Genomic DNA, 22788 nt, shown 5'->3' on the forward strand with positions numbered 1-22788 from the left:
CGCCGCGCGGCGGCGTCAATGTTGCTGTCAGGCCCAAGGGCGCTTCGCCGCAGCCTGCTTTTCATAGGCGTCGATCTTGTCGGCTTTCTGGAGCGTGAGCCCAATGTCGTCGAGACCATTCAGCAGGCAGTGCTTGCGGAAGGGGTCGATGTCGAATGTGATCACGCCGCCGTCCGGCCCGCGGATCTCCTGCGCCGCGAGGTCGACGGTGAGGGTGGCGTTCGCGCCGCGCTTGGCGTCGTCCATCAGCCTGTCGAGCTCGGCCTCGCTGACGGCGATCGGCAAGATCCCGTTCTTGAAGCAATTGTTATAGAAAATATCGGCGAAGCTCGTCGAAATGATGCAGCGGATCCCGAAGTCGAGCAGCGCCCAGGGCGCGTGCTCGCGCGACGAGCCGCAGCCGAAATTATCGCCGGCGACGAGGATGCGGGCGTTGCGGTAGGCCGGCTGATTCAGGACGAAGTCGGGATTGTCGGAACCGTCGTCGAGATAGCGCATCTCCGAAAAGAGGCCCTTGCCGAGGCCAGTGCGCTGAATGGTTTTGAGATATTGCTTGGGGATGATCATGTCCGTATCGACGTTCATGATCGGCAACGGCGCCGCGACGCCCGTCAGCGTGGTGAATTTGTCCATGTTTCTTTCGGTGTGGCGCGAGGAAGTCTCCCGCCCTTTACCAAATCGCCGCCGCAAGGGCAAAGCGCCAAACGGATGAGGCGCGGCTCAAACCTCCTGCGGCGCCACCTCCCGCCTCGAACCGCGCAGAAGCAGAAAGCCGATCAGCAACATCGCGGCGCCCCAGATGATGAAGCCCGCGTCATAGATCGGCCACTGGGCGCGATCGACCCGTTCATTCACATGATGGATGCCGAGGACAAGATGGTTAATGACGCCATCGTAGAGGTTGAATCCGCCCCAGCCGATCAGCAGCGCGCCCGCCAGGCGCCGGCCGGACCACATCATGCCGCCCGCGCGGCGTGAGGCCCGCCACAAAAGGAAGAGGCCCACGGCGACGCAGACATAAGCGAAACTGTGCAAGATTCCGTCCCAGTAGGTGTTGAACTCCATGCCCTCGACAGTCCCGGCGGGGCGCCAGTTGCTGACCAAATGATGCCACTGCAAGAGTTGATGCAGAACGATGCCGTCGAAGAAAACGCCAAGGCCCACGCCAAGAATGATCGCGGCGGCGGTCGGAAAAGCAGCCCGGGCGCGGACGGGGCGAATGCTGGCTGACTGCGTCATGGCGATTCCCACTCCTCGCCCATAGACCTTTGCAACGCCGGGGGCGGGGACGTGTTCCGGCCCTCGCATTTTTACAAAGTCTTCTGCTAAAGGTGTTGGGCGAAGCTGAAGTCCGAGCGATCTCGCCATGACGCTGCCCACGACGCTGAACGGTCTGCTTATCGAAGTCATCGGCTATCTCGCCGCTGCGGCGAGCGTGTTCGTTTATGTGTCGAACACCATGATCCCGCTGCGGATCGCGGCGATCCTGGCCAATGCGCTGTTCGCCGCCTACTTCTTTCTCAAGGGTCTCTACCCGCTCTTCGCGCTCAACGCCTTTCTGGTCCCGGTCAACATCGTGCGGCTCCGACAGATCCGCCGCCTCGTCCAGGACATTCGCGCCGCCGCCTCCGAGGATTTCGATTTCGAATGGCTGCGTCCCTATATGCGGCCCGTAAAGCTTTCCGAAGGCTTCGTCCTGCATCGCATCGGCGATCTCTCCGAGGAAGCCTATCTGTTGGTGCGGGGCGAGATCCATCTGCGCGAGCCCGACGTCACGTTGAGGCCCGGAACGCTGTTTGGCGAGATGGGCATGTTCACCAATGAAAATCGCCGCACCGCCACCGCAGTCGCCGCGACCGACGTCGAGCTTCTCTGCGTGCGCTATGACGATCTCTTGCAGCTCGCGGCGCAGACTCCGCAATTCGGCTTTTACCTGATGCGGCTGATGGTTCAGCGCATGCAGCATAATGTGGAGCTCGCCCGCGCCCGCAAAGGATGAGCGTCATTGCACAGCGAAGCGACTGGCTCCCTCAGTTACGCGTCATGCCCGCGCTTGTCGCGGGCATCCACGGAGACGTATCGGCTCTGCTTGAAAGGCTGTAATACGCTTCACTGACCAGGGATTACGCAGCATCACGGCGTGGATGGCCGGGTCAAGCCCGGCCATGACGAATTCGAGGGCGTCAGAACAATAATGTCGCAAAAACTCTACCCCGTCCCGGACGATTGGAAAAAGCGCGCGCGCATCGACCAAGAGACCTATCGCCGGCTCTACGAACGCTCCATCAAAGACCCCGACGGCTTCTGGGCCGAACAGGCGCAGCGCATCGACTGGATCACGCCCTTTGCGAAAGTGAAGCGCACCAGCTTCGACACGCATAATGTCTCGATACGCTGGTTTGAGGGCGGCACGACCAATGTCGCGATGAATTGCATCGACCGGCATCTGCCGGCGCGCGCGCATCAAACCGCGATCATCTGGGAAGGCGACGATCCTTCGGTCTCGCGCCATATCACTTACGCCGAACTGCATGAGCACGTCTGCCGTTTCGCCAATGTGCTCAAGAAACACGGCGTCAAGAAAGGCGACCGCGTCACCATCTATCTGCCGATGATTCCCGAGGCCGCCTTCGCCATGCTCGCTTGCGCGCGGATTGGCGCCATTCATTCGGTGGTCTTCGGCGGCTTCTCGCCCGATTCGCTCGCGGGGCGCATCGCGGACGCGGAATCGGAGGTCATCGTCACGGCGGACGAAGGCCAGCGCGGCGGCAAGAAAATTCCGCTGAAAGCCAATGTCGACGCGGCGCTCGACAAGGTTTCCGCGAAGACGGTGATCGTCGTGACGCGCACCGGCGGCGAAATCGACATGCAGCCCGGCCGCGACTTCCGCTACGAGGAAGAAGCCGCGCGCGTTTCCGCCGATTGTCCCTATGCGGAGATGGACGCCGAAGACCCGCTGTTCATCCTCTACACGTCCGGCTCGACCGGCAAGCCGAAGGGCGCGCTGCATACGACCGGCGGCTATCTCGTCTACACATCACTCACGCATGAACTCGTCTTCGACTATCGCGAGGGCGACGTCTATTGGTGCACGGCGGATGTGGGCTGGGTGACCGGCCACAGCTATATTCTTTACGGCCCGCTCGCCAATGGCGCGACGACGTTGATGTTCGAAGGCGTGCCGAATTATCCGAGCGTGTCGCGCTTCTGGGAGATCGTCGACAAGCATAAGGTCGATATTTTCTACACGGCGCCGACCGCCATTCGCGCGCTGATGGCCGCCGGCGAAGCGCCCGTCAAAAAGACCAGCCGCAAGTCGCTGCGTCTGCTCGGCTCCGTTGGCGAGCCGATCAACCCGGAAGCGTGGGAATGGTATCACCGCGTTGTCGGCGAGGGCCGCTGTCCCATCGTCGACACATGGTGGCAGACGGAGACCGGCGGCGTGCTGATCTCGCCGCTGCCGGGCGCGATCGATTTGAAGCCCGGCTCGGCGACGCGGCCCTTCTTCGGCGTCGCGCCCGAGATCGTCGATCAGGCCGGCAATGTTCTTGAAGGCCAATGTGAAGGGCTGCTCGTCATCGCCGATTCATGGCCGGGGCAGATGCGCACCGTCTATGGCGATCATGAGCGTTTCGCGCAGACTTATTTCTCCGCTTTCCCAGGCAAATATTTCACCGGCGACGGCGCCAAGCGCGATTCTGATGGCGATTACTGGATCACGGGGCGCGTCGACGACGTCATCAATGTCTCGGGCCATCGCCTCGGCACGGCGGAAGTCGAAAGCGCGCTCGTCGCGCATGAGAAAGTGTCGGAAGCGGCCGTCGTCGGCTATCCGCACGACATCAAGGGGCAGGGCATCTATGCCTTCGTCACGCTCAATCAGGGCGTCGCGGCCAGCGAACATCTGCGCAAGGAACTCGTGCATTGGGTGCGCCACGAGATTGGGCCGATCGCCACGCCCGACATCGTGCAATTCGCGCCGGGACTGCCGAAGACCCGCTCGGGCAAGATCATGCGGCGCATCCTGCGCAAGATCGCCGAAGGGGAATTTGGCGCGCTGGGGGACACGTCGACGCTGGCGGACCCGGGGGTGGTTGAGGAGTTGGTAAGGGAGAGGCCGAGGAGGTAGTTGGCGTTTGCGTGAAGCTTTCGCCTCTGGAAAATTCGCCTATCGGAGTGGGAAGCGATCCAGCCGCATCTGCCGCGTGGCCGTCGAGGAGCGCGGCGCGTGGATGACCGGCGGGTGATCTCGGGCATCATGCACATGCTGCGTTCGGGCGGGCGCTGGAAGGATTGCCCGGCGGCCTACGGGACGTACACCACGATGAGTCTGGCGCTATTTCCATCTGACGCGCAGTCATGCACGACGCGAGTCACGCGTGGTCGTCACATCAATTCAACCCGCAGCCTTCTCCCAACGGCGCTCGCGGCACGGCGCAGCGTGTCGAGCGTCACCGAGGGGATCGAAGGATCGAGAAGCCGATCGAGTTGTCTGCGGCTCGTTTTCATACGCGCCGCCATTTCCATCTTGGTGATGCCCTGTTCCGCCATGGCGGCGGCAAGCTGCTCCGCAATGATTTCCTTGATGGCGCGATCCTCGCAGGATTCCAACATGCCCTGGCTTGCAAGGAAATCGTCGAAGGTCTCTTCGCTCACGCCGGCTTTGCGCTTTGTGGCCATTATGTCACCTCGCCTTTGCGCTTGAGCGCAAGATCGATATCCGCCTGCGGCGTTTTCTGCGTTTTCTTGATGAAGGCATGCAGAAGAATCATTTGGCCCTCACCCATGCAAAAAATCACCCGCGCAATTCGGTTTCCCTGAAGCGTGCTGCGCACCTCCCACAATCCCTGGCCAAGAGGCGCGCAATGCGGTCGTCCGATCGGCCATCCGAACTCGACTTTTTGAATATCCTTGCCGATCGTGTGACGATCGGCTTCGGATAATTCGAGAATCCATTCGCGAACGGGATTGCCGCCCGAAGGGCTCAAATAGAATCGCGCCGGAAGCTTTTTGCTTCGGTCGATCATTTGGCTCTATGTGTCATTAATGGCACGATTTAGCAAGGGCCGTAAACGAAAGTTCGAGGCCATATCGGCGCTCATTTCTTATCAAACAGCGCCAGCGCTTCCGGCGCCAGAACGCCGCCGGTGATCTCGACCGTCAGAAAGGGCGCGGCTTCGGCCACGGCGCGGCTCGTGATCATGATCTGGCCGAGCTTCTTCGATAATTGCTCGATCGACGCCGCATAGACGACGCGTCCCATCCCGCACCAGACGATCGCGCCCATGCACATCGGGCAGGGCTCGCCCGACGTGTAAAGCGTCGCGCCTTTGAGATCCTTGGCCGGATTGTCGGCGACGAAGCGGCGGATCGCCACCATCTCGCCATGCGCGGTCGGATCATTGTGGGTGACGCCGAGATTGCGTCCTGTCGAGACGACCTTGCCGTCGCGCACGATCACGGCGCCAAAGGGAAAGTCGCCCTTGGCGGCTTCCGCGATCGCCATCCGCATGAAGCCTTCGTCTTCCGGTCGGACGGCGGAGCGCTTCGCATGCGCCTGCGCCGGCGTGGCGCCAAATACACTCGCGAGGCCGACGCCCATCGTCGCCAGCGCGGCGCGCCGATTGAAACGGCCGGCGCCGCAGCCGCATGTCTTATGGTTCATCTCCAGCCCCGCCGCGCTTCCAAAATTCAGCGCCAACTTGACACAGCGAACCCCCCGGCGCCACACGCGGCGACGCAAACAATAATAGGCAGGGACGGTTGCGCATGGTGAAGGCATTCATTTTTCCCGGTCAGGGGTCTCAGGCGGTCGGCATGGGCAAGGCGCTGTTCGACGCCTTCGAGCCCGCGCGCGCGGTTTTCACCGAGATCGACGACGCGCTGTCGCAGCCGCTCTCAAAACTTATGTTCGAGGGCCCTGAATCGGAGTTGACGCTCACCGCCAACGCCCAGCCGGCGCTGATGGCGGTTTCGCTCGCGACGATTCGCGCGCTGGAGGCCGAATGCGGCCTCGATCTTTCGCGCGACGCGGCCTTCGTCGCCGGACATTCGCTGGGAGAATATTCCGCTCTCGCGGCCGCCGGCGCGCTGACGATTTCCGACACGGCGCGGCTCTTACGCATTCGCGGCGACGCCATGCAGAAGGCGGTCCCTGTCGGAGAAGGCGCCATGGCGGCGCTGCTCGGCGCCGAGCTCGATCAGGCGCGCGCCATCGCTGCGGAGGCGGCGACGGCCGCGAACGGCGTCTGTCAGGTCGCCAATGACAATGGCGGCGGCCAGGTGGTGCTTTCCGGCGCCAAGGCTGCCGTCGACAAGGCGATCGACATCGCCAAGGAGAAGGGAATCAAGCGCGCGGTGCTGCTGCCGGTCTCCGCGCCCTTCCATTGCGCCTTGATGCAGCCCGCCGCCGACGCCATGCGCGAGGCGCTCGCCGGCGCGGCGATCAGCGCCCCATGCGTTCCGGTCGTCGCCAATGTGACCGCGGAGCCGACGCGAGATCCGGAGGCGATTCGCCGACTGCTTGTCGAGCAGGTCACCGGCGCGGTGCGCTGGCGCGAATGCGTGGCCTATATGGCAAGTCACGGCGCGACGAAGTTCGTCGAATGCGGCTCGGGCAAGGTTCTCGCGGGACTATTGAAGCGGATCGCGCCGCAGGCCGCGGGCATTTCGGTGGGCGCGCCCGCCGATTTCGACGCCTATCGCGCCTATCGCGGCTTCGCGTAGAGGCGCGGGAAGAGAAACGGAAGCGCCAAAAGAAAAGGCCCGGTCGCGAGGACCGGGCCCATTCTCTCGACCGTAAGGCCGATCGGTAGGATTAGTACTTGGATTAGTACTTGGCCAACACCGGCGCCGGAGAGCCGAAGTTGAAGTGGTAGTTGATGCCCGCGCGGATCGTGTGGAAGCGCGTGCGGTTGTTGGTGCTGTTGAGGCCCCAACCCGGGTTGAACGCCCACAGCCAGTTGTTGTTGTTCCCGGTGCCGCTGATCTGCGTATACAGATACTCGACCTTGGCGGACCAGTTCGGGAAGAACATCCACTCGGCGCCGCCGCCAGCGGTCCAGCCCGTCTGCACGGCGCTGTTCTGGTTCCACCAGCCATTGCGCTGCACTTCGCCATAGGCGAAGCCGCCCGTGCCGTAGACCAGCAGTTGCGGGCTCAGCAGGGTGATGCCGACGCGGCCGCGAACGGTGCCGAACCAGTTCAGGCGCGCCGTGGCGCCGCCGCCGCCGAAACCGCCGCCAAACAACCACCAGTTGTTGTTGTTGCCGCCGGAACCAAGGCTGGTGCCCTGGAAGTCGGTCTCAACGCCGACGACGAACATCGGCGTAACCTGGAAGTTATAGCCGAGCTGACCGCCGCCGATGACACCGCCGGTGCTGTTGTTGCCGTTGTTCCAGCCCCAATTCCAGCCCTGGTTGGACGAGTTGGAGGCGTAGAAGCCACCGCCGAGGTTAAGACCGGCGTAGAACCCGGTCCAGGTCATGATCGGCGGCGGGGGGATGTACGGCGGAGGAGCCTTGTGGGAGGGTAGATCGGCGGCGTTCGCGGCGCCGGCGAAAAGCGCCGTCGCCAGAGCCAGGGCCGAGATCGCTGTCTTCATCTCTCTATCCTTCATTTTCGAGCCAACTCAAATTAATAGGTGCGCGTCAGTCCCGTGACTCTCTCGGACGTTTAAGGACGCTGACCCCCAAGCACGGCGGACTGTGCGCAAATTTCGCGTGGGAAACAACAAACAGAAGGTAAAATCGGGCCCAAAAGACCCAAAAGATTTCGACTGTTGCAGTTGCGCCACAATGAAATTTGAGGCCGATTCCGATGCGTCGTTTCAGCAATTCAGTCTTGAATCCGTCGCTTGCGAAACGAAGCCGGGCCGGCGCCCACTTTCTCGCAATCCGACCGAGCATCGGCGGCGTCCGCCGTCGTGGAGCCGGTCGTTTGAAGTTGAACCGCGGCTGAAAAAAGGCCACTCCCGCGAACTGAGCTATAAAGCTCGCGCCATCGACGCGAGGGAAGAGGGGGGAATATGTTTGATCTTAACGGCAAGACTGCGCTGGTCACGGGCGCGAGCGGCGGAATCGGCGCGGCGATCGCGCGCGCGCTTCACGCCGCCGGCGCGACCGTGGCGCTTTCCGGCACGAGGAAAGAGGCGCTCGAGGCGCTTGCCGGCGAATTGAACGGCCGCACGCACATTCTCCCCTGCAATCTTTCGCAAAAGGACGAGACCGAGAAACTCGTGCCGGCGGCGGAGGCGGCGATGGGCGGTCTGGACATTCTCGTCAATAACGCCGGCATCACCCGCGACATGTTGTTCATGCGCCTCAAGGACGAGGACTGGGACGCCGTCATCAACGTCAATCTGACGTCGGCCTTTCGCCTGTCGCGCGCGGCGCTGCGCGGTATGATGAAAAAGCGCTTCGGCCGAATCATCCAGATCACTTCGGTCGTCGGCGTGACCGGCAATCCCGGGCAGGGCAATTACGCCGCCGCCAAGGCCGGCATGATCGGCATGTCGAAGTCGCTGGCCGCCGAGGTCGCCTCGCGCGGCGTGACGGTCAACTGCGTCGCGCCAGGCTTCATCGAAAGCCCGATGACCGACGCGCTGACGGAGGGGCAGAAGGAGGCGATCCTGCGCATGGTGCCCACGGGAAGGCTCGGGACCGGCGCGGATGTGGCCGCGGCCTGCGTCTATCTCGCCAGCGCCGAGGCGGCCTATGTCACCGGGCAGACCCTGCATGTCAACGGCGGCATGGCGATGATCTAGGAGAGGCGAATCCCTGGAAAAACCCGTCTGCGGCGACCTTTCGCCGCGTCCGCGAGAACGCGGGGGCGCCTCTCGCCATGCCCAGGGAAGTATGCTACCAGACCTCGCCGCTGAGGGGCGGCGTCGCCGCGATTTAAACCCGGTGGAGCAAGCCGCAACGCGTCTCGCACACATCAGGGACAATCGGCGCGCGATTGCAGGTTAAAGAGATGAAGGGCGATCATGGAGCGCGCCAGCAGGCCTGCTCTCAATCGCCATACGGCGCGTAAGGCGCCAAACGCAGACAGGGATCAAAGAAGATGAGCGATGTCGCCGAGCGCGTGAAAAAGATTGTTGTCGAGCATCTCGGCGTCGAAGCCGACAAGGTCGTCGACAAAGCCAATTTCATCGACGATCTGGGAGCCGATTCGCTCGATACCGTCGAACTCGTCATGGCTTTCGAGGAAGAATTCGGCGTCGAGATTCCCGACGACGCCGCCGAGACGATTCTCACTGTGGGCGATGCGGTGAAGTTCCTCGAAAAGGCGAAGGCCGCCTAAGGAACTAAACGATCCAAGCGCGCGGCGAACCCTCTCGCGAGGCTTCGCCGACGCCGCCATTCCGACAACAAGAAAAAGTTCGAGAGTAGAGCCATGCGCAGGGTGGTCGTCACCGGTCTTGGCGTCGTATCTCCTTTGGGCTGCGGCGTTGACGTCAATTGGCGCCGTCTCGCCGCCGGAGAATGCGGCTTCAAACGTATCGACACATTCGAGGCCTCCGACCTCGCATGTCAGATCGCGGCGGTCGTGCCGCGCGGCGACGGCGCGGACGGCACGTTCAATCCTGACGACTGGTTCGATCCCAAAGAGCAGCGCAAGGTCGATGATTTCATCATCTATGGCGCGAGCGCCGCGACGCAGGCGCTAAAAGACTCCGGCTGGGTGGCCGACACCCCGGAGAAGCAGGAATCGACCGGCGTTCTGATCGGCTCTGGCATCGGCGGCCTCGGCGGCATTTATGAAACCTCCGTCACGCTGAGGGAGAAGGGACCGCGCCGCGTGTCGCCGTTCTTCGTCTCGGGCAGAATCATCAATCTCGTGGCAGGCTATGTCTCCATCATGCATGGCCTGAAGGGCCCGAATCATGCGGTGGTGACGGCCTGCGCCACCGGCACGCACGCCATCGGCGACGCGGGGCGCATCATCGCGATGGGCGACGCCGACGTGATGGTCGCCGGCGGCGCCGAATCGCCCGTCAATCGCATTGGCGTCGCTGGCTTCGCCGCCTGCCGCGCGCTGTCGACCGGGTTCAACGATCGTCCTGAAGCCGCCTCCCGGCCCTATGACAAGGACCGCGACGGCTTCGTGCTGGGCGAAGGCGCCGGCTGCGTGGTGCTCGAGGAATATGAGCACGCCAAGGCGCGCGGCGCGAAAATCTACGCCGAACTTATCGGCTACGGCATGTCGGGCGACGCCTATCACATCACCGCCCCGTCGCCCGACGGCGACGGCGCCTATCGCTGCATGAAGGCGGCGCTAAAGCGCGCCGGCGTTTCCGTAAGCGAGATCGATTACGTAAACGCGCATGGCACGTCGACGCCGCTCGGCGACGAGATCGAACTCAAGGCCGTCGAACGCCTTCTCGGCAATGTCGAACCCAAGCTCGCCATGTCGTCGACGAAATCGGCGATCGGCCATCTGCTCGGCGCCGCCGGCGCCGTCGAAGCGATCTATTCGATCCTGGCGATGCAGGCGAATGTCGCGCCGCCGACGCGCAATCTCGACAATCCCTCCGTTGCAACGGCGATCGACCTCGTGCCGCACAAGGCCCGTGAGAAGGAAATCAATATCGCTTTGTCGAATTCGTTCGGCTTTGGCGGCACGAACGCCTCGCTGCTGTTTCGCCGCGCATCCTGAGCATGGCGGCTCATCCGGCGCATTCTCGCTCAGCGCCGAAGCCTGCGAACGGCGCTTTCCTGAATTCGCCATAATGAGGCATAGTGTAAGTCCTCGGCGATAATCGGCGTGAGATCTTCGACGTTTGGTGGGCGTATAGCGATGAGCGAAGCGGAGGAAAAAGGCGCGCCCGGAAAACCAACTGACGCTGCAGCGGCGCCGCCCGGCGAGCCGACCTCGGCCGCCGAGCGCTCTGGCGCGCCGCCAAGGGAAGTTTCGCCGCCCGACGCCGCATTGGTGAAAGAGCCGGCCATGGTCGCGGCTGCGCCGGAACCGCCAAGCTCGCCGCCCACTGCGGCTAAGGCCGAATCGCCACTTTCCCAGCCGCCCGTGGCTCCGACCCCTTCGAGCGCTCCGCCGCCCGCGCAGGCGGCCCCAGCGGTTACGCCAAGCGGCGTTGCGCCTGCCGTCGAAACCGCCAAGCCGTCTCCACCGCCGCCGGCGGGACCATCGCCAACTCCCGCGTCTTGGACAGCGCCGCCGCCGTCACCGGCGGCGAAAACTGAAGCGCCGTCGCTCCAACCGCCCGGCCAGACCTCGGCGAAAAAGCCCGAGGGCGCCTTCCTTGGCGGCATATTCGGGCGGCGCGCCGCGCGGTCCAGCCCTCAGCAGGCAGAAGCGGCGCCTCCGCCCAAAAAGCGTAAGCGCCGCGAGGGAACGCTCTCGGTGGCGAGCGGCTTCCTGAGTTTCGTGCTCGTCGCGCTGGTCGCCAGCGTCTTCGGCGTGATCGCCGCCATGCACAAGCTGAAAGAACCGGGGCCGCTCGCGGCCGACAAGGTCGTCTATATTCCGCCCCGCAGCGACCTGCTTGAGATCATCTCCCAACTCGAGCGCGAAGGCGTCATCGCCAGTTCGACGCTCATGCAGCTCGGGATCGTTCTCGAAGGCAAGCTCGGCAAGCTGAAGCCCGGCGAATATGCCTTCAAGAAAAACATCAGCCTGCGCGACGTGATCAATCAGATCGCCTCTGGTCGCCAGATCATGCACAGCGTGACCATTCCGGAAGGTCTGACTTCCGAACAAATCGTGCAAAAGCTGAAAGAGGCCGAACTGCTGGCGGGCGATGTCGTCGACTTGCCGAAGGAAGGCGCTCTGCTGCCCGAGACCTACAAATATCCGCGCGGTTACCCTCGGGCGCGTCTCCTCACGAAAATGCAGGAGGATCAGCGCAAGACGCTCGATGCGATCTGGGCGAAGCGCTCCCCGGACCTGCCGTTGCGCACGCCCTATGAACTGGTGACGCTGGCGTCGATCGTCGAAAAGGAGACCGGCAAGGAGGAAGAGCGGCCGCGCGTCGCCGCCGTATTCGTCAATCGGCTGCGCAAAGGCATGCGCCTTCAGTCTGATCCCACGATCATCTACGGCCTCGTCGGCGGAAAAGCGACGCTCGGCCGGCCGATCATGCGCGCCGAAATCGAGAAGTGGACGCCTTACAACACCTACGCCATCGACGGTCTGCCGCCGGGACCGATCGCCAATCCTGGCCGCGCAGCGCTTGAAGCCGCCGCGCATCCGGCGCCGACGCGCGATCTTTATTTTGTCGCCGACGGCACGGGCGGTCATGTCTTCTCCGAATCGCTCGACCAGCATTCGCGCAACGTCCAGAACTGGCGGCGTCTGGAGAAGGAAAAGACCGATGGCGCGGTTGATCGCGCCACGCCCGGGCTCCCCGCGCCGGCCGCGCCCAAGCCCGATAAACGCACGCAAGCGCCCATCGGACGCCTCGTCACGCTTGCCGACAGTCACGAAGACTTTCCGCCGAACCGGGCCATGGCGCCGGATGACGGGCCGACTCACCGGCTCGGCAAATTTGCTTACGCCGAAGCCGATTTTTTCCTCGGCGGCCATGGCGACCGCACGCAGGTCCAGGCGGCTGAATTTGCCGCCTTGCGGCGGGCGCGACCCTTTTTTACCGAAGAGTCCGTGCAACTGCGCGCCAAGGCGCTGTTCGACCCGATGCTTCTCGCCGGCCGCCCGGCGCCGCCCCCTGAGGAGGAGGAGCGGCTTAACCCGGATATGACGACGATCGCGCGAGAGAGTCCGGACGTTTCACCTGATGACGGCGGCGAGATCGCCGCCTATCCTGTCTCGCCGGCGCAGCGCGCTGAACAGAGAGCCCGCGCGGCGCGTCTTGGACTTGCGGCAGGCTCCGACGAGCTTCCCGGCGAAGCGCTCGGCGAACGACTTGCCCAGGACGCCGCGCCGCCGGCGGGCGCCACGGCTTTGGCCGCGACCGGTCGGCCCATTCGTCCGCGCGCTTTCGACGCTTCAGAAGGCACGCCGCTCGACCCGCTGCGTGACAAGAGCTGGGATCTCACCTCGGCAAAAACGGTCCCTATGACGAGCGATTTGCGGTAAGGCCGGCGCGGCGATAGTGAGGCGGGGCGCATGTCGGCCTCACGCCGATTCGCCGTCTCGGAGTCGCCGCCGCAAATGAGCATTCACAGCATGACGGGATTCGCCCGGGTTCAGGGCGCCGTCGCCGCCTTTCGCTATGCGTGGGAGCTCAAGAGCGTCAACGCCAAGGGGCTGGACCTGCGTCTGCGCGCCCCGCCCGATTTTGACTTCGTGGAGATCAAGGCGCGGGAGAAAATCGCGGCGCGGCTCGCGCGCGGGGCGGTCTTCGCCAATCTTGTCGCAAAGCGCGAAGACGAAAGTCAGGTCGCCCGTCTCAACCGCGCCGCTCTAGACGCCCTTCTCGCCGCGCTCTCCGAACGCCCGCCGCCCGCCAATATCGGCCCCGCGACGCTCGATGGTCTGCTCGCGGTGCGCGGCGTCGTCGAGATCGTCGAGCCCGAACTGTCAGAAGCCGATCGCGCCGAACTCGACGCGCGTATTCTCGGATCGCTGGACGAAGCGCTTGACGCGCTGATCGCCTCCCGCGCGGCGGAAGGCGGCGCTCTGGCGGCGGTTCTTCATCAGCGGCTCGACCGCATATCGACTCTCGCCGCGCAGGCCGACGCGGCGCCGGCGCGCCAGCCGGAAGCAATTCGCGCGCGGCTGAAGCAGCAGCTCGCGCGCGTCCTGGAGAACGCCGACTGCCTCGATCCGGCGCGACTGCATCAGGAGGCGGCGCTGCTTGCGGTTCGAGCCGACATTCGCGAGGAGCTCGACCGATTGAAGGCGCATGTCGACAGCGCTTCCAAACTTCTCGTCGCGGGCGGGCCGATCGGCCGTCGTCTGGATTTTTTGGCGCAGGAGCTTGGCCGCGAGACCAACACGCTTTGCGCCAAATCGAACGACGCTGCACTCTCGGCGATCGGGCTTGAACTGAAGATCGAGGTCGAGCAGCTGCGCGAGCAGGTCCAAAACATCGAGTGAGCGAGTGGACAGCGAGGCCGCTACTCGCTAACTCGCTACTCAATATTGGCTACTCGCTCTCGAAAAGTCATGCTTCCGACTCCATCCAGCCGCCGCGGCATTGTCCTCATCCTTTCCTCGCCCTCCGGGGCGGGCAAGACGACGCTGACGCGGATGCTGCTGCAGGACCGCGATCTCGACTTGACGCTGTCGATCTCGGTAACGACGCGCACAAGACGTTCGAGCGAAGTCGACGGCATCCATTACAGCTTCATTTCGGAACGCCGCTTCGTCGCGATGCGCGACGCCGGCGAACTCCTGGAATGGGCCGAGGTGCACGGTAATTTCTACGGCACGCCGCGCGGGCCCGTCGAAGACATCCTCGCGCAAGGCCGCGACTGCCTCTTCGACATTGACTATCAGGGCACGCGCCAGGTGCGCGAGAAGATGGGCGCTGACGCCGTCACCGTCTTTATTCTGCCGCCGTCGATGGACGAGCTGCGCGCCCGACTCGAGCGGCGCGCCGAAGATACGCGCGACGCGATGGCGCGACGGCTGGAGAATGCGCGCAAGGAAATCGCGCGCTGGAAAGACTACGACTATGTGATCGTCAACGACGATCTGCAGCGCGCCTTCGACGATCTGATCGCGATCCTGCGCGCCGAACGGCAGCGGCGGCCAAGGCGCGACAAGGAAATCGAGCAATTCGTCGCCAAGCTCTTGAGCGAATAGCTCTTCGCGCGCGGCGCGCTATCTCGTCACCATGGCGCCTATTGCTCTCAAGCGCGTGTACGAACCCGCCGAGCCGGAAGACGGAACCCGCGTGCTCGTCGATCGGCTTTGGCCGCGCGGCTTGCGCAAGGACAAGGCGGACATTGATCTCTGGGCGAAAGACGTTGCGCCAAGCACCGCGCTGCGGCGCTGGTTCGGCCATAGGCCGGAACGCTGGCAAGAATTTGAAAAGCGCTATCGCGCCGAGCTTGCCGCGCCCGAGGCGCAGACGCAGGTCGAGGCGCTTCGCGCCATGACGCGCAAAGGCCGCGTCACATTGCTCTATGCGGCGCACGACGAGTCGATGAACAACGCCGTCGTGCTGCGAGACTATCTGCGCAAGCGTCACTGAGCCGAAAGGGCATTGGCCAAAGCGACGAAATCGGCGACGTCGATTTCTTCCGCGCGTTTGGTTCCTTCTATTCCGGCCGCTGCGAGCAGCGCCGCCGCATCGACGCCAAGCGACTTCAAACTTTGCCGCAACATCTTACGGCGCTGTCCGAACGCGGCTTGCGTGACGCGCGACAATGCGCGCGGATCGCAGTGAAGCGGCGTGGGGTTTGGCGTCAGCTCAATGACGGAAGAGGTCACTTTCGGCGGCGGCGTGAAGGCGGCGGGCGACACATCGAAAAGAATGCGCGCCTGCGCGCGCCAGCCGCACAGCACAGCGAGCCGACCATAATCGGCGCGCTCTTTCGGCGTCGCGACGATGCGCAGCGCAACCTCTTTTTGAAACATCAGCACATAGCGGTCGAAGACCGAGGGCCAGGGTTCGGCTGCGATCCATTTCGTCAGCAACGCCGTCGCGACATTGTAGGGAAGATTGGCGCAAATGCGGGCGGAAGGACGGCTGTCATTCCCGGCAGGCCGAAGGCCTGATCGGGAATCCAGTGCAACAGCGCTATCGGATTTTGCATTGGATTCCGGATCGCCCGCTACGCGGTCGCCCGGAATGACAGGCGCATAACTTCGAACCAGCGCCGCGACATCGATCTCCAGCGCATCGCCTTCGACGATCGTTAGCCGGCCTGGATAATATGCTGCGATCTCTTCGAGCGCCGGCAGACAACGGGGATCGCGTTCGACGGCGATGACTCGCGCGCCTTGCTCGAGCAGCGCACGCGTCAGCCCGCCGGGACCGGGACCGATCTCCACGATGATCGTGTCATCGAAAGGCCCGGCGGCGCGGGCGATGCGCGCGGTGAGATTGAGGTCGAACAGAAAATTCTGTCCGAGCGACTTTTTTGCGTCGAGTCCGTAACGGGCGACGACCTCTCGCAGCGGCGGCAGCGCGTCGATCACTTAACTGATGCGTCCTGCAAGTTTGATCGCCTCGATCAGGCTCGTCGGATCGGCGATTCCTTTGCCGGCGATGTCGAAGGCCGTTCCATGATCGGGCGACGCGCGCACGAAAGGAAGGCCGAGCGTGACATTGACGCCGCGGTCAAAAGCGAGCGTCTTGATCGGAATTAGCGCCTGATCATGCGTCGGACATAGCGCCACGTCATATTTCGCGCGAGCTGATTCGTGGAACATCGTGTCGGCGGGAAAAGGTCCGGACGCTTGGACGCCGCGCGCGCGCAATTCGGCGATCGCCGGCGCGATGGCGTCGATCTCCTCACGGCCAAGCGCGCCCTCTTCGCCCGCATGAGGGTTGAGGCCGGCGAAAGCCAGGCGCGGCTTACTGATGTGAAAACGCGCGCGCAGATCATGGTCCACAATCTCTCCCGTCTTAACGATCAGTTCGCGCGTCAGCTTTTTCGAGACGTCGGCGAGCGGAATGTGGATCGTGATCGGAACGACGGCGAGCTCCTCCGACCACAGCATCATCACCGCGCGGTAATCGCCGCCATAATGGCGATGCGCGAGCTCCGCCAAAAACTCGGTGTGCCCGGGATGTTTGAATCCGGCTTCATAGAGAACCGATTTCGCGATCGGATTGGTGACGACGGCGCGCGCTTCGCCCTTTGCGACGCATTCCACCGCCTGCTCGATGGAGCCAATCGTTGATTGAGCGTCGTGACAATCGGGACGGCCTGGCGCGCCGCCAACAACATGACGCCCCGTATCGACGATAGGCAGCGCGCGCGAGAAGACATCGCGCGCCTGCGCGGCCGTTGTGCTTTCAATCTGGATTTCGAGCGCGAGAGTGGCCGCGACTCGGGCGATAAAAGCGGGATGGCTGAGCAAAAAAAACGGTGGCAGATCGCGTGATTCGCGCATGACATAGGCCATGAGCGCGAGCTCCGGCCCGATGCCTGAAGGGTCGCCTTGAGTCAGGGCAATGGGCGCGAGCGTCACGGCTCTTGGCTGCCCTCACGGCAGTCGCGGGCGCCGAACCCGAAATTGCGCAGGCGCTGCTTGGTCATGAGCGACTGTGCCGCAGACGCGGCATGAAATCAAACCCCCGCTCGCCACGATGCATAGCCGGAACCTATGGATTCAGCCCATAAGCTAGCCTCAAGGCAGTAGAGAGATTTATCTGCCGCCGTCCCAATACTGCGCCGCAAACAAGCATATTTATTTTAATCTCCGACGGCGGACACGCTCGCGGCGCCATTGCGCTTTGCAAAACAAGCTCCGGCTGGTCTTAAGCGCCGGCCGAAGCTTTTCTTGGCGGTCGTGGCTACTGCGCGCCTTCGAGAATGATCTTGCCGCTCGGATCGTGCGCTCCGTCCTCCGTCAACTGACGCGGATAGTGACGCATGACGTCGCGCGGCGTAGCGCTCAAGGCTTCATCGCGCCCGTGCTCGCGCACCGCGTCGCCCCAGACCTCGCGGAAATTATAGTGCCGCTCATACGCAAAGGCCGAGCCGGCTGAAAGCGCGACCCCGAGCGCCGCGGCGGCAAAGACGAGTTTAAAGGACATCGTATTCTCCATCCTGACAATGCGCTCGCGGGCGGGGATGCCCGGGCGCCCTGTGGAGAAAGGATCCTTCATCTGCATGTCATAATAAACTGTATGATACTTAGCCCTTCCGCCGCGCGTGTGCGACGCAGCAATCGACCATCTATCGATAAAACAAATGCGCGCCGCTCAGCGAGCGACGCGCATCACAACGCTGAACGGCGATGAGGCTTAGGCCTTGCCCGACGGGGCATGAGGGACGCCTTCTTTGTCGAGCAAAGCGACAAGTTCGCCACTCTGGAACATTTCCTTGGCGATGTCGCAGCCGCCGATGAATTCATTCTTGACGTAGAGCTGCGGAATGGTCGGCCAATTGGAATAGGCTTTGATGCCCTCGCGTATCGCGCCGTCGGCGAGCACGTTGATGGCTTTGTAAGGCACGCCGAGGTGGTTGAGGATCTGCACCACCTGCATGGAGAAGCCGCACTGCGGCGCCTGCGGCGTTCCCTTCATGAAGAGCACGACGTCGGAGGATTCGATTTCGCTTTTGATGCGGGCGTTAGCGTCGTCGGACATTTTGCTTGCCTTTGTTGCGGCGTTCAAGGCGCCGGTGAGGAGGAGATTATGGCGCCCGCGTAGTCAGCTGCAGCGCATGCAATTCGCCGCCGAGCCGATCGCCGAACGCGGCGTTGACCATCTGATGCTGCTTGACGCGGGTGAGGCCGCGGAAGCTTTCGGAGACGACCGTCGCCGCCCAATGATCATCGTCGTTGACGAGCGCGGTCAGCTCCACCTGCGCGTCGGGTATGGCGGTCTTGATGAGACGCTCGATTTCAGCGGAGGGCATGGGCATTTTATGACACCTGTGTCGGGAAAGCGCCCGAAAGCGCGTTGTCATCTCCGGCCATGAAGGCCGGCAGCGGGGCTTCATGCGCCTTGCGCAGCTCGATCAGCAATATCGGCGCCTCGCCGGGCAGGATCAAGGCGTCGCCCCCGGCGCGGCCGATCGCCAGGACATGCACCCCTGCCGCGGCGCCCTCCCGGACGATCTCGGCGGCGTCCGCGCCCTGTGGAATGGCGACGAGATAGCGGGCCTGGTCTTCTCCAAACAGCGTCGCGTGTCCAGGACCCGAAGGGAGCGCCGCGATTTCGGCTCCCCTGTCGCCTAAGAGCGCCATTTCCGCCAGCGCGACGGCGAGACCGCCATCCGAGAGATCATGCGCCGCGCTGGCGCGCCCGGAAAGAATCAGTCCCCGAACGAAGTCGCCGTTCCGGCGCTCGGCGGCGAGATCGACCGGCGGCGGCGCGCCGTCCGTGCGCCCGCATAGATCGTGCGCATAGGCTGACTGACCAAGCCAGCCTTTCGTCTCGCCGATGAGCAGGATCGCGTCGCCGTCACTCGCAAAGCCGGTCTGCGCCGCCTTGGCGACGTCGGCGATCAGTCCGACGCCGCCGATCGCCGGGGTGGGCAAGATGCCCGCGCCCTGCGTTTCGTTGTAGAGCGAGACGTTTCCCGAAACGATGGGGAAATCCAGCGCACGGGCGGCTTCGCCGATCCCCTGAAGGCATCCGACGAACTGGCCCATATATTCAGGCCGCTCCGGATTGCCGAAATTCAGATTGTCGGTGAGCGCCAGCGGCGTCGCGCCGCGCACGGTGATGTTGCGCCAGCTTTCAGCGACCGCCTGCTTGCCGCCCTCGTAAGGGTCGGCGGCGCAATAGCGCGCAGTGACGTCGGTGGTCAGCGCCAGTCCTTTGGGTCCCTCCTTCACCCTGACCACGGCGGCGTCGCCGCCGGGAGGCCGCACGCTATTGCCGAGAATGAGGTGGTCGTATTGCTCCCAGACCCAGCGCTTCGAGCAGAGATTCGGCGTCGCCAGGAGTTTCAGCAGCGCTTCACGGTTCGACAGGGGCGATTTGATCGACGCCGCATCGAGCGCGGGCTGCTTCGGCGTTTGCGTCCAGGGGCGGTCGTAGACTGGCGCTTCGTCGCCCAGTTCCTTGATCGGCAGATCGACCTTCACCTCGCCCTGGTGCTTGACGACGAAGCGCAGCGTGTCGGTCGTCCTGCCAATGATCGCGAAGTCTAGCCCCCATTTCTTGAAGATCGCCTCGGCTTGTTCTTCGAGTTCGGGCTTGAGAACCATGAGCATGCGCTCCTGGCTCTCCGAGAGCATCATTTCATAGGCGGTCATGCCCTCTTCGCGGCAGGGAACGGCGTCGAGGTCGAGCTCGATGCCGAGATTGCCCTTGGCGCCCATCTCCACCGCCGAAGACGTGAGCCCGGCCGCGCCCATATCCTGGATGGCGATGACCGCGCCCGACGCCATCAACTCCAGACAGGCCTCCAACAGCAGCTTTTCCGAAAAAGGATCGCCGACCTGCACGGTGGGGCGCTTTTCCTCCGCGTCCTCCTCAAAGGACGCCGAAGCCATGGTGGCGCCATGGATGCCGTCGCGGCCGGTCTTAGAGCCAAGATACACGATCGGATTTCCGACGCCGGCGGCGGCCGAGTAGAAGATCGAGTCGGCCCGCGCAATCCCGACCGCCATGGCGTTGACGAGAATGTTGCCGTCGTAAGAGGGATCGAATTCCGTCGAGCCGCCAACGGTGGGCACGCCGAAACTATTGCCGTAGCCGCCAACGCCGGCGACGACGCCCGCGACGAGCCGCCGCGTTTTCGGATGCGAAGGGCGGCCGAAGCGCAGGAGGTTCAAGCAGGCGATCGGCCGCGCCCCCATCGTGAACACGTCGCGCAGAATGCCGCCAACGCCCGTCGCTGCGCCTTGATAAGGTTCGATAAAGGAGGGGTGGTTGTGGCTCTCCATCTTGAAGACGCAGGCGTCGCCATCGCCAATGTCGATGACGCCGGCGTTCTCGCCCGGACCGCGAATCACCCAAGGAGCTTTGGTCGGAAGCTTGCGCAGATGGACGCGCGACGACTTGTAGGAACAGTGTTCGTTCCACATCGCCGAGAATATGCCGAGTTCGGTGAAGCTCGGCGTGCGGCCGATGAGAGTCAGGATGCGCGCATATTCATCGGGCTTGAGGCCATGCGCGGCGCCGAGTTCCGGCGTAACGGCGGGTTCGGTCGCGCTCACTTAACCTCGCATTGACGTGAAAAATCTCAGCTGCGCTTCAAGCGTCTTCGCCGCGCTGCGGCGGCGCAAGGATTACTGCGCGCCGTCTGGCGCGGCAAGCCGCGCCTATGGGTAAAGTCGCATCCAAGACGCTGCGCACGGCAGCGGTTGCAGCAAAGCGATGCTTGCTATCTCACATTAATCTCAAGGGAATGTTGCCCGAGAGCCACAGCAGCCAAGAATGAGCATGCCCCAGCCTAATTTTGCATCAGACTTAGTTGCATTACAAAAATTTTATAGCAACGTGAACGGGACTTCGGCGCCTTCGTCGTCGACCGTCGACCGCAGAATTTAATCCGGGGGTTCCGATGAAGAATTTTGTTCGCGGCGCGCTAGCCGCGCTTTTGGTCGGGAGCGTGGGCGCCGCCGCCCAGGCCGCCGACCTGCCCAGCTATAAGGCTCCGCCGCCGCCGCTTCCGCCCGCGTTCACCTGGACGGGTCTCTACGGGGGCGTCAACATTGGTTACGGCTTCGGGGCCAGCTCCTCGGAAACGGGCGGTCTCGGCTATCTCACCGGAGTTCCGGTCGGCGTCGACCCTCCGGTCAACGTAGTGCCGCTCGGCTCGGCCTGGACCACCGGACAAAATCTGCAAGGCGTCCTGGGCGGCGGACAGCTCGGCTACAATTATCAGTTCAACCCCTGGCTCGTTCTCGGCGCCGAGGCGGACATCCAGGCCGCCGATATTGGGTCCCACGGCAACGCGGTGGTGGGAATCGTCGATGCCGTAGGACCTCATGTGCAGTCGGTCAATTCGACGAAGAAGGTCGATTGGTTCGGCACGGTGCGCGGCCGGGTCGGCTTCACGCTGCCCTCCATGCCCAACCTGATGGTTTACGGCACGGGCGGCTTCGCCTATGGCCAGGTCGTCCATAATGTCGGCTTCGCCGATAATTTCATCGGCACCACGATCTCTTCGGTCGGCCACGGCTACTACGACAACACCAAAGTCGGCTGGGCGGCGGGCGGCGGCCTCGAATGGTCGCCCTCCATGTTCCCGACGTGGTCGCTCAAGGCCGAATATCTCTATGTCGATCTGGGCTCGACGCGCGCGAATTCGGTCCCGCTCAATGGCGGCGTCCCCTCGATCGGCCTCGGCGTCACGACGCCGCTGTTCGCAGGAACGCAGAGCTCGCCGACCCGCTTTCACACGGTTCGCGCTGGCATCAACTGGCACTTCGATCCCTTCGCGGTTGTGGCGCCTTCGAGCGCGGGCGGCGCTCTTCCGTCCGTCAAGGGACCCCCGCCGGCTTTCGTCGACAGCTATCAGCCGTTTCAGGTCCGCCTGAAGGTCGCCGGCGTCATTCCGCTGGACGGCCATGGCACGGTGTACGACTCGGGCGCCGGGACTCTTGCGGCCGGCTTGGGATCCATTGGCGTGCGCTCGGGCCTGACCGGCGCGAATGGCGTGATCGCCGGCGCGAGCACCAACACCTCGACGTCGATCATCCCGATGCTTGATGTGGCCTATTACCTCAACAAGAATTGGGCGATCGAAGCGATTTGCTGCGTCGCGCCGCATCACATCCAGGGCACCGGCACGATCGCCAGCGACTTCGCTCGCGCCTGGCTGTTTCCGCCGTCTGTCATGCTGCAATATCACGTCACCAATTTCGGCGCTTTCCAGCCCTATCTTGGCGTTGGCGTGAACTTCACCACCTTCTGGAACACCCGCGTCAACAACGACGTTTGGGGTATCCCGATGGCGCCTGGCTCCTTCCTTTCCACACTCGGCGTTCCGGCCGTGCTCAGCACGTTCCAATACGCCACGGTTTCTCCTTCCTGGGGCGTGGTCGGACAGGCGGGCTTCGATTACATGCTCAACGATCATTGGGGCGTGAACCTCGACTTCAAATATGTCGGGCTGCATCCGATGGTTCACTCGACCGTCATCTCTTTCGCCCCCCAGGCGCCTGCGGCAGGAGCGATCTTCATTCCTGTCAAGGTGTCGCTGCCGATCAATCCGATCGTCATCTCCGCGGGCCTGACCTATCGCTTCGGCGGCAGCCTCCTGTCGCCGCTGTTCTAAGATT

The 22788-nt window shown here is 63.5% G+C and carries 24 protein-coding genes and 1 pseudogene; 12 read left to right on the plus strand and 13 right to left on the minus strand.

The genetic code is table 11. The annotated features are described in order from the left end of the window. Window positions 1-27: 27 nt before the first annotated feature. A complete protein-coding gene (gene leuD / locus NEI07_RS11130) occupies window positions 28-633 on the minus strand; it encodes a 3-isopropylmalate dehydratase small subunit (protein WP_256034595.1) in 606 nt (201 codons plus the stop codon). Window positions 634-720: 87 nt separating this feature from the next. Beyond that, on the minus strand, window positions 721-1239 hold the full coding sequence (locus NEI07_RS11135) for a DUF2243 domain-containing protein (RefSeq protein ID WP_256034596.1): 519 nt from the start codon (window positions 1237-1239) through the stop codon (window positions 721-723). A 127-nt stretch (window positions 1240-1366) separates the two neighbouring features. Between NEI07_RS11135 and NEI07_RS11140 the strand changes: the two genes are divergently transcribed. The 3 genes and pseudogenes from NEI07_RS11140 to NEI07_RS11150 form a co-directional block, all read left to right on the plus strand. Beyond that, on the plus strand, window positions 1367-1999 hold the full coding sequence (locus NEI07_RS11140) for a Crp/Fnr family transcriptional regulator (RefSeq protein ID WP_256034597.1): 633 nt from the start codon (window positions 1367-1369) through the stop codon (window positions 1997-1999). Window positions 2000-2194: 195 nt separating this feature from the next. After that, complete coding sequence (acs, locus tag NEI07_RS11145) at window positions 2195-4129, plus strand: acetate--CoA ligase (protein WP_256034598.1); 1935 nt, start codon at window positions 2195-2197, stop codon at window positions 4127-4129. A 33-nt stretch (window positions 4130-4162) separates the two neighbouring features. Further along, window positions 4163-4327, plus strand: a pseudogene (locus NEI07_RS11150) (transposase); the annotation flags it as partial. 59 nt (window positions 4328-4386) lie between these two features. Here the strand turns inward: NEI07_RS11150 and NEI07_RS11155 are convergent. From NEI07_RS11155 to NEI07_RS11165, 3 genes are all read right to left on the minus strand, one after another. Further along, the gene (locus NEI07_RS11155) at window positions 4387-4680 is read right to left on the minus strand and encodes a helix-turn-helix domain-containing protein (protein WP_256034599.1); all 294 of its coding nucleotides are present in this window, start codon (window positions 4678-4680) and stop codon (window positions 4387-4389) included. Then, a complete protein-coding gene (locus NEI07_RS11160) occupies window positions 4680-5027 on the minus strand; it encodes a type II toxin-antitoxin system RelE/ParE family toxin (RefSeq protein ID WP_256034601.1) in 348 nt (115 codons plus the stop codon). Before NEI07_RS11160 ends, NEI07_RS11155 begins: the two co-directional genes overlap by 1 nt. Before the next feature lie 71 nt (window positions 5028-5098). Continuing rightward, the gene (locus tag NEI07_RS11165) at window positions 5099-5665 is read right to left on the minus strand and encodes a nucleoside deaminase (RefSeq protein ID WP_256034602.1); all 567 of its coding nucleotides are present in this window, start codon (window positions 5663-5665) and stop codon (window positions 5099-5101) included. 104 nt (window positions 5666-5769) lie between these two features. Between NEI07_RS11165 and fabD the strand changes: the two genes are divergently transcribed. Next, window positions 5770-6726 carry an ACP S-malonyltransferase gene (gene fabD, locus NEI07_RS11170; protein WP_256034603.1) on the plus strand — a complete coding sequence of 319 codons (957 nt, stop codon included), beginning with the start codon at window positions 5770-5772 and terminating at the stop codon, window positions 6724-6726. Window positions 6727-6829: 103 nt separating this feature from the next. Here the strand turns inward: fabD and NEI07_RS11175 are convergent, their stop codons facing one another. Continuing rightward, window positions 6830-7603 carry an outer membrane protein gene (locus tag NEI07_RS11175; protein ID WP_256034604.1) on the minus strand — a complete coding sequence of 258 codons (774 nt, stop codon included), beginning with the start codon at window positions 7601-7603 and terminating at the stop codon, window positions 6830-6832. A 423-nt stretch (window positions 7604-8026) separates the two neighbouring features. On the opposite strand from NEI07_RS11175, the gene fabG reads away from it, so the two are divergent. The 3 genes from fabG to fabF all read left to right on the plus strand — a co-directional run bounded on the left by fabG (window position 8027) and on the right by fabF (window position 10659). After that, window positions 8027-8764 carry a 3-oxoacyl-[acyl-carrier-protein] reductase gene (gene fabG, locus NEI07_RS11180; RefSeq protein ID WP_256034605.1) on the plus strand — a complete coding sequence of 246 codons (738 nt, stop codon included), beginning with the start codon at window positions 8027-8029 and terminating at the stop codon, window positions 8762-8764. Between the two features lie 299 nt (window positions 8765-9063). Next, window positions 9064-9303 carry an acyl carrier protein gene (locus NEI07_RS11185; protein ID WP_014891668.1) on the plus strand — a complete coding sequence of 80 codons (240 nt, stop codon included), beginning with the start codon at window positions 9064-9066 and terminating at the stop codon, window positions 9301-9303. 93 nt (window positions 9304-9396) lie between these two features. Then, window positions 9397-10659, plus strand: a complete 1263-nt coding sequence (fabF, locus tag NEI07_RS11190; RefSeq protein ID WP_256034608.1) for a beta-ketoacyl-ACP synthase II — start codon at window positions 9397-9399, stop codon at window positions 10657-10659. 29 nt (window positions 10660-10688) lie between these two features. On the opposite strand, the gene NEI07_RS11195 is transcribed toward fabF, so the two are convergent. Next, entirely contained in the window at window positions 10689-11273 is a 585-nt protein-coding gene (locus tag NEI07_RS11195; protein ID WP_256034626.1) for a hypothetical protein, read from the minus strand. Window positions 11274-11364: 91 nt separating this feature from the next. Here NEI07_RS11195 and mltG point away from each other — a divergent pair, with 91 nt between their 5' ends. The 4 genes from mltG (at window position 11365) to NEI07_RS11215 (ending at window position 15121) form a co-directional block, all read left to right on the plus strand. After that, window positions 11365-13056: an endolytic transglycosylase MltG gene (gene mltG, locus NEI07_RS11200; RefSeq protein WP_328516978.1), complete on the plus strand. Its 1692-nt coding sequence runs from the start codon at window positions 11365-11367 to the stop codon at window positions 13054-13056. Window positions 13057-13131: 75 nt separating this feature from the next. Continuing rightward, entirely contained in the window at window positions 13132-14019 is an 888-nt protein-coding gene (locus NEI07_RS11205; protein ID WP_256034609.1) for a YicC/YloC family endoribonuclease, read from the plus strand. Between the two features lie 69 nt (window positions 14020-14088). Beyond that, window positions 14089-14730 (plus strand): guanylate kinase, encoded by a 642-nt coding sequence (gene gmk, locus NEI07_RS11210; RefSeq protein ID WP_256034610.1) that lies wholly within the window; start codon window positions 14089-14091, stop codon window positions 14728-14730. Window positions 14731-14761: 31 nt separating this feature from the next. Then, entirely contained in the window at window positions 14762-15121 is a 360-nt protein-coding gene (locus NEI07_RS11215; RefSeq protein ID WP_256034611.1) for a DUF488 domain-containing protein, read from the plus strand. Here the strand turns inward: NEI07_RS11215 and NEI07_RS11220 are convergent. The 6 genes from NEI07_RS11220 to purL all read right to left on the minus strand — a co-directional run bounded on the left by NEI07_RS11220 (window position 15115) and on the right by purL (window position 20718). Beyond that, window positions 15115-16071, minus strand: a complete 957-nt coding sequence (locus NEI07_RS11220; protein ID WP_256034612.1) for a ribosomal RNA small subunit methyltransferase A — start codon at window positions 16069-16071, stop codon at window positions 15115-15117. The genes NEI07_RS11215 and NEI07_RS11220 overlap by 7 nt on opposite strands. Beyond that, window positions 16072-17070: a 4-hydroxythreonine-4-phosphate dehydrogenase PdxA gene (gene pdxA, locus NEI07_RS11225; RefSeq protein ID WP_256034613.1), complete on the minus strand. Its 999-nt coding sequence runs from the start codon at window positions 17068-17070 to the stop codon at window positions 16072-16074. It lies immediately after the preceding gene. 325 nt (window positions 17071-17395) lie between these two features. Beyond that, complete coding sequence (locus NEI07_RS11230) at window positions 17396-17638, minus strand: hypothetical protein (RefSeq protein ID WP_256034614.1); 243 nt, start codon at window positions 17636-17638, stop codon at window positions 17396-17398. A 210-nt stretch (window positions 17639-17848) separates the two neighbouring features. Further along, window positions 17849-18193, minus strand: coding sequence for a Grx4 family monothiol glutaredoxin (gene grxD, locus NEI07_RS11235; RefSeq protein ID WP_256034616.1), 345 nt, complete (start codon window positions 18191-18193; stop codon window positions 17849-17851). 46 nt (window positions 18194-18239) lie between these two features. Beyond that, window positions 18240-18470 carry a BolA/IbaG family iron-sulfur metabolism protein gene (locus tag NEI07_RS11240; RefSeq protein WP_256034619.1) on the minus strand — a complete coding sequence of 77 codons (231 nt, stop codon included), beginning with the start codon at window positions 18468-18470 and terminating at the stop codon, window positions 18240-18242. Window position 18471: 1 nt separating this feature from the next. Continuing rightward, window positions 18472-20718 carry a phosphoribosylformylglycinamidine synthase subunit PurL gene (purL, locus tag NEI07_RS11245; protein ID WP_256034622.1) on the minus strand — a complete coding sequence of 749 codons (2247 nt, stop codon included), beginning with the start codon at window positions 20716-20718 and terminating at the stop codon, window positions 18472-18474. A 347-nt stretch (window positions 20719-21065) separates the two neighbouring features. On the opposite strand from purL, the gene NEI07_RS11250 reads away from it, so the two are divergent. Then, window positions 21066-22784 carry an OmpW family outer membrane protein gene (locus tag NEI07_RS11250; RefSeq protein WP_256034623.1) on the plus strand — a complete coding sequence of 573 codons (1719 nt, stop codon included), beginning with the start codon at window positions 21066-21068 and terminating at the stop codon, window positions 22782-22784. Window positions 22785-22788: the final 4 nt, after the last annotated feature.

Source organism: Methylocystis suflitae, assembly GCF_024448135.1.
Taxonomy (GTDB): Bacteria; Pseudomonadota; Alphaproteobacteria; order Rhizobiales; family Beijerinckiaceae; genus Methylocystis; species Methylocystis suflitae.

Excerpts from the sequence above, each read along its gene's own strand:
- leuD (WP_256034595.1), bottom strand. The coding sequence starts at position 633 with ATGGACAAATTCACCACGCTGACGGGCGTCGCGGCGCCGTTGCCGATC.
- NEI07_RS11135 (WP_256034596.1), bottom strand. The coding sequence starts at position 1,239 with ATGACGCAGTCAGCCAGCATTCGCCCCGTCCGCGCCCGGGCTGCTTTT.
- NEI07_RS11140 (WP_256034597.1), top strand. The coding sequence starts at position 1,367 with ATGACGCTGCCCACGACGCTGAACGGTCTGCTTATCGAAGTCATCGGC.
- acs (WP_256034598.1), top strand. The coding sequence starts at position 2,195 with ATGTCGCAAAAACTCTACCCCGTCCCGGACGATTGGAAAAAGCGCGCG.
- NEI07_RS11155 (WP_256034599.1), bottom strand. The coding sequence starts at position 4,680 with ATGGCCACAAAGCGCAAAGCCGGCGTGAGCGAAGAGACCTTCGACGAT.
- NEI07_RS11160 (WP_256034601.1), bottom strand. The coding sequence starts at position 5,027 with ATGATCGACCGAAGCAAAAAGCTTCCGGCGCGATTCTATTTGAGCCCT.
- NEI07_RS11165 (WP_256034602.1), bottom strand. The coding sequence starts at position 5,665 with ATGAACCATAAGACATGCGGCTGCGGCGCCGGCCGTTTCAATCGGCGC.
- fabD (WP_256034603.1), top strand. The coding sequence starts at position 5,770 with ATGGTGAAGGCATTCATTTTTCCCGGTCAGGGGTCTCAGGCGGTCGGC.
- NEI07_RS11175 (WP_256034604.1), bottom strand. The coding sequence starts at position 7,603 with ATGAAGACAGCGATCTCGGCCCTGGCTCTGGCGACGGCGCTTTTCGCC.
- fabG (WP_256034605.1), top strand. The coding sequence starts at position 8,027 with ATGTTTGATCTTAACGGCAAGACTGCGCTGGTCACGGGCGCGAGCGGC.
- NEI07_RS11185 (WP_014891668.1), top strand. The coding sequence starts at position 9,064 with ATGAGCGATGTCGCCGAGCGCGTGAAAAAGATTGTTGTCGAGCATCTC.
- fabF (WP_256034608.1), top strand. The coding sequence starts at position 9,397 with ATGCGCAGGGTGGTCGTCACCGGTCTTGGCGTCGTATCTCCTTTGGGC.
- NEI07_RS11195 (WP_256034626.1), bottom strand. The coding sequence starts at position 11,273 with ATGCCGCCAAGGAAGGCGCCCTCGGGCTTTTTCGCCGAGGTCTGGCCG.
- NEI07_RS11205 (WP_256034609.1), top strand. The coding sequence starts at position 13,132 with ATGAGCATTCACAGCATGACGGGATTCGCCCGGGTTCAGGGCGCCGTC.
- gmk (WP_256034610.1), top strand. The coding sequence starts at position 14,089 with ATGCTTCCGACTCCATCCAGCCGCCGCGGCATTGTCCTCATCCTTTCC.
- NEI07_RS11215 (WP_256034611.1), top strand. The coding sequence starts at position 14,762 with ATGGCGCCTATTGCTCTCAAGCGCGTGTACGAACCCGCCGAGCCGGAA.
- NEI07_RS11230 (WP_256034614.1), bottom strand. The coding sequence starts at position 17,638 with ATGTCCTTTAAACTCGTCTTTGCCGCCGCGGCGCTCGGGGTCGCGCTT.
- grxD (WP_256034616.1), bottom strand. The coding sequence starts at position 18,193 with ATGTCCGACGACGCTAACGCCCGCATCAAAAGCGAAATCGAATCCTCC.
- NEI07_RS11240 (WP_256034619.1), bottom strand. The coding sequence starts at position 18,470 with ATGCCCATGCCCTCCGCTGAAATCGAGCGTCTCATCAAGACCGCCATA.
- NEI07_RS11250 (WP_256034623.1), top strand. The coding sequence starts at position 21,066 with ATGAAGAATTTTGTTCGCGGCGCGCTAGCCGCGCTTTTGGTCGGGAGC.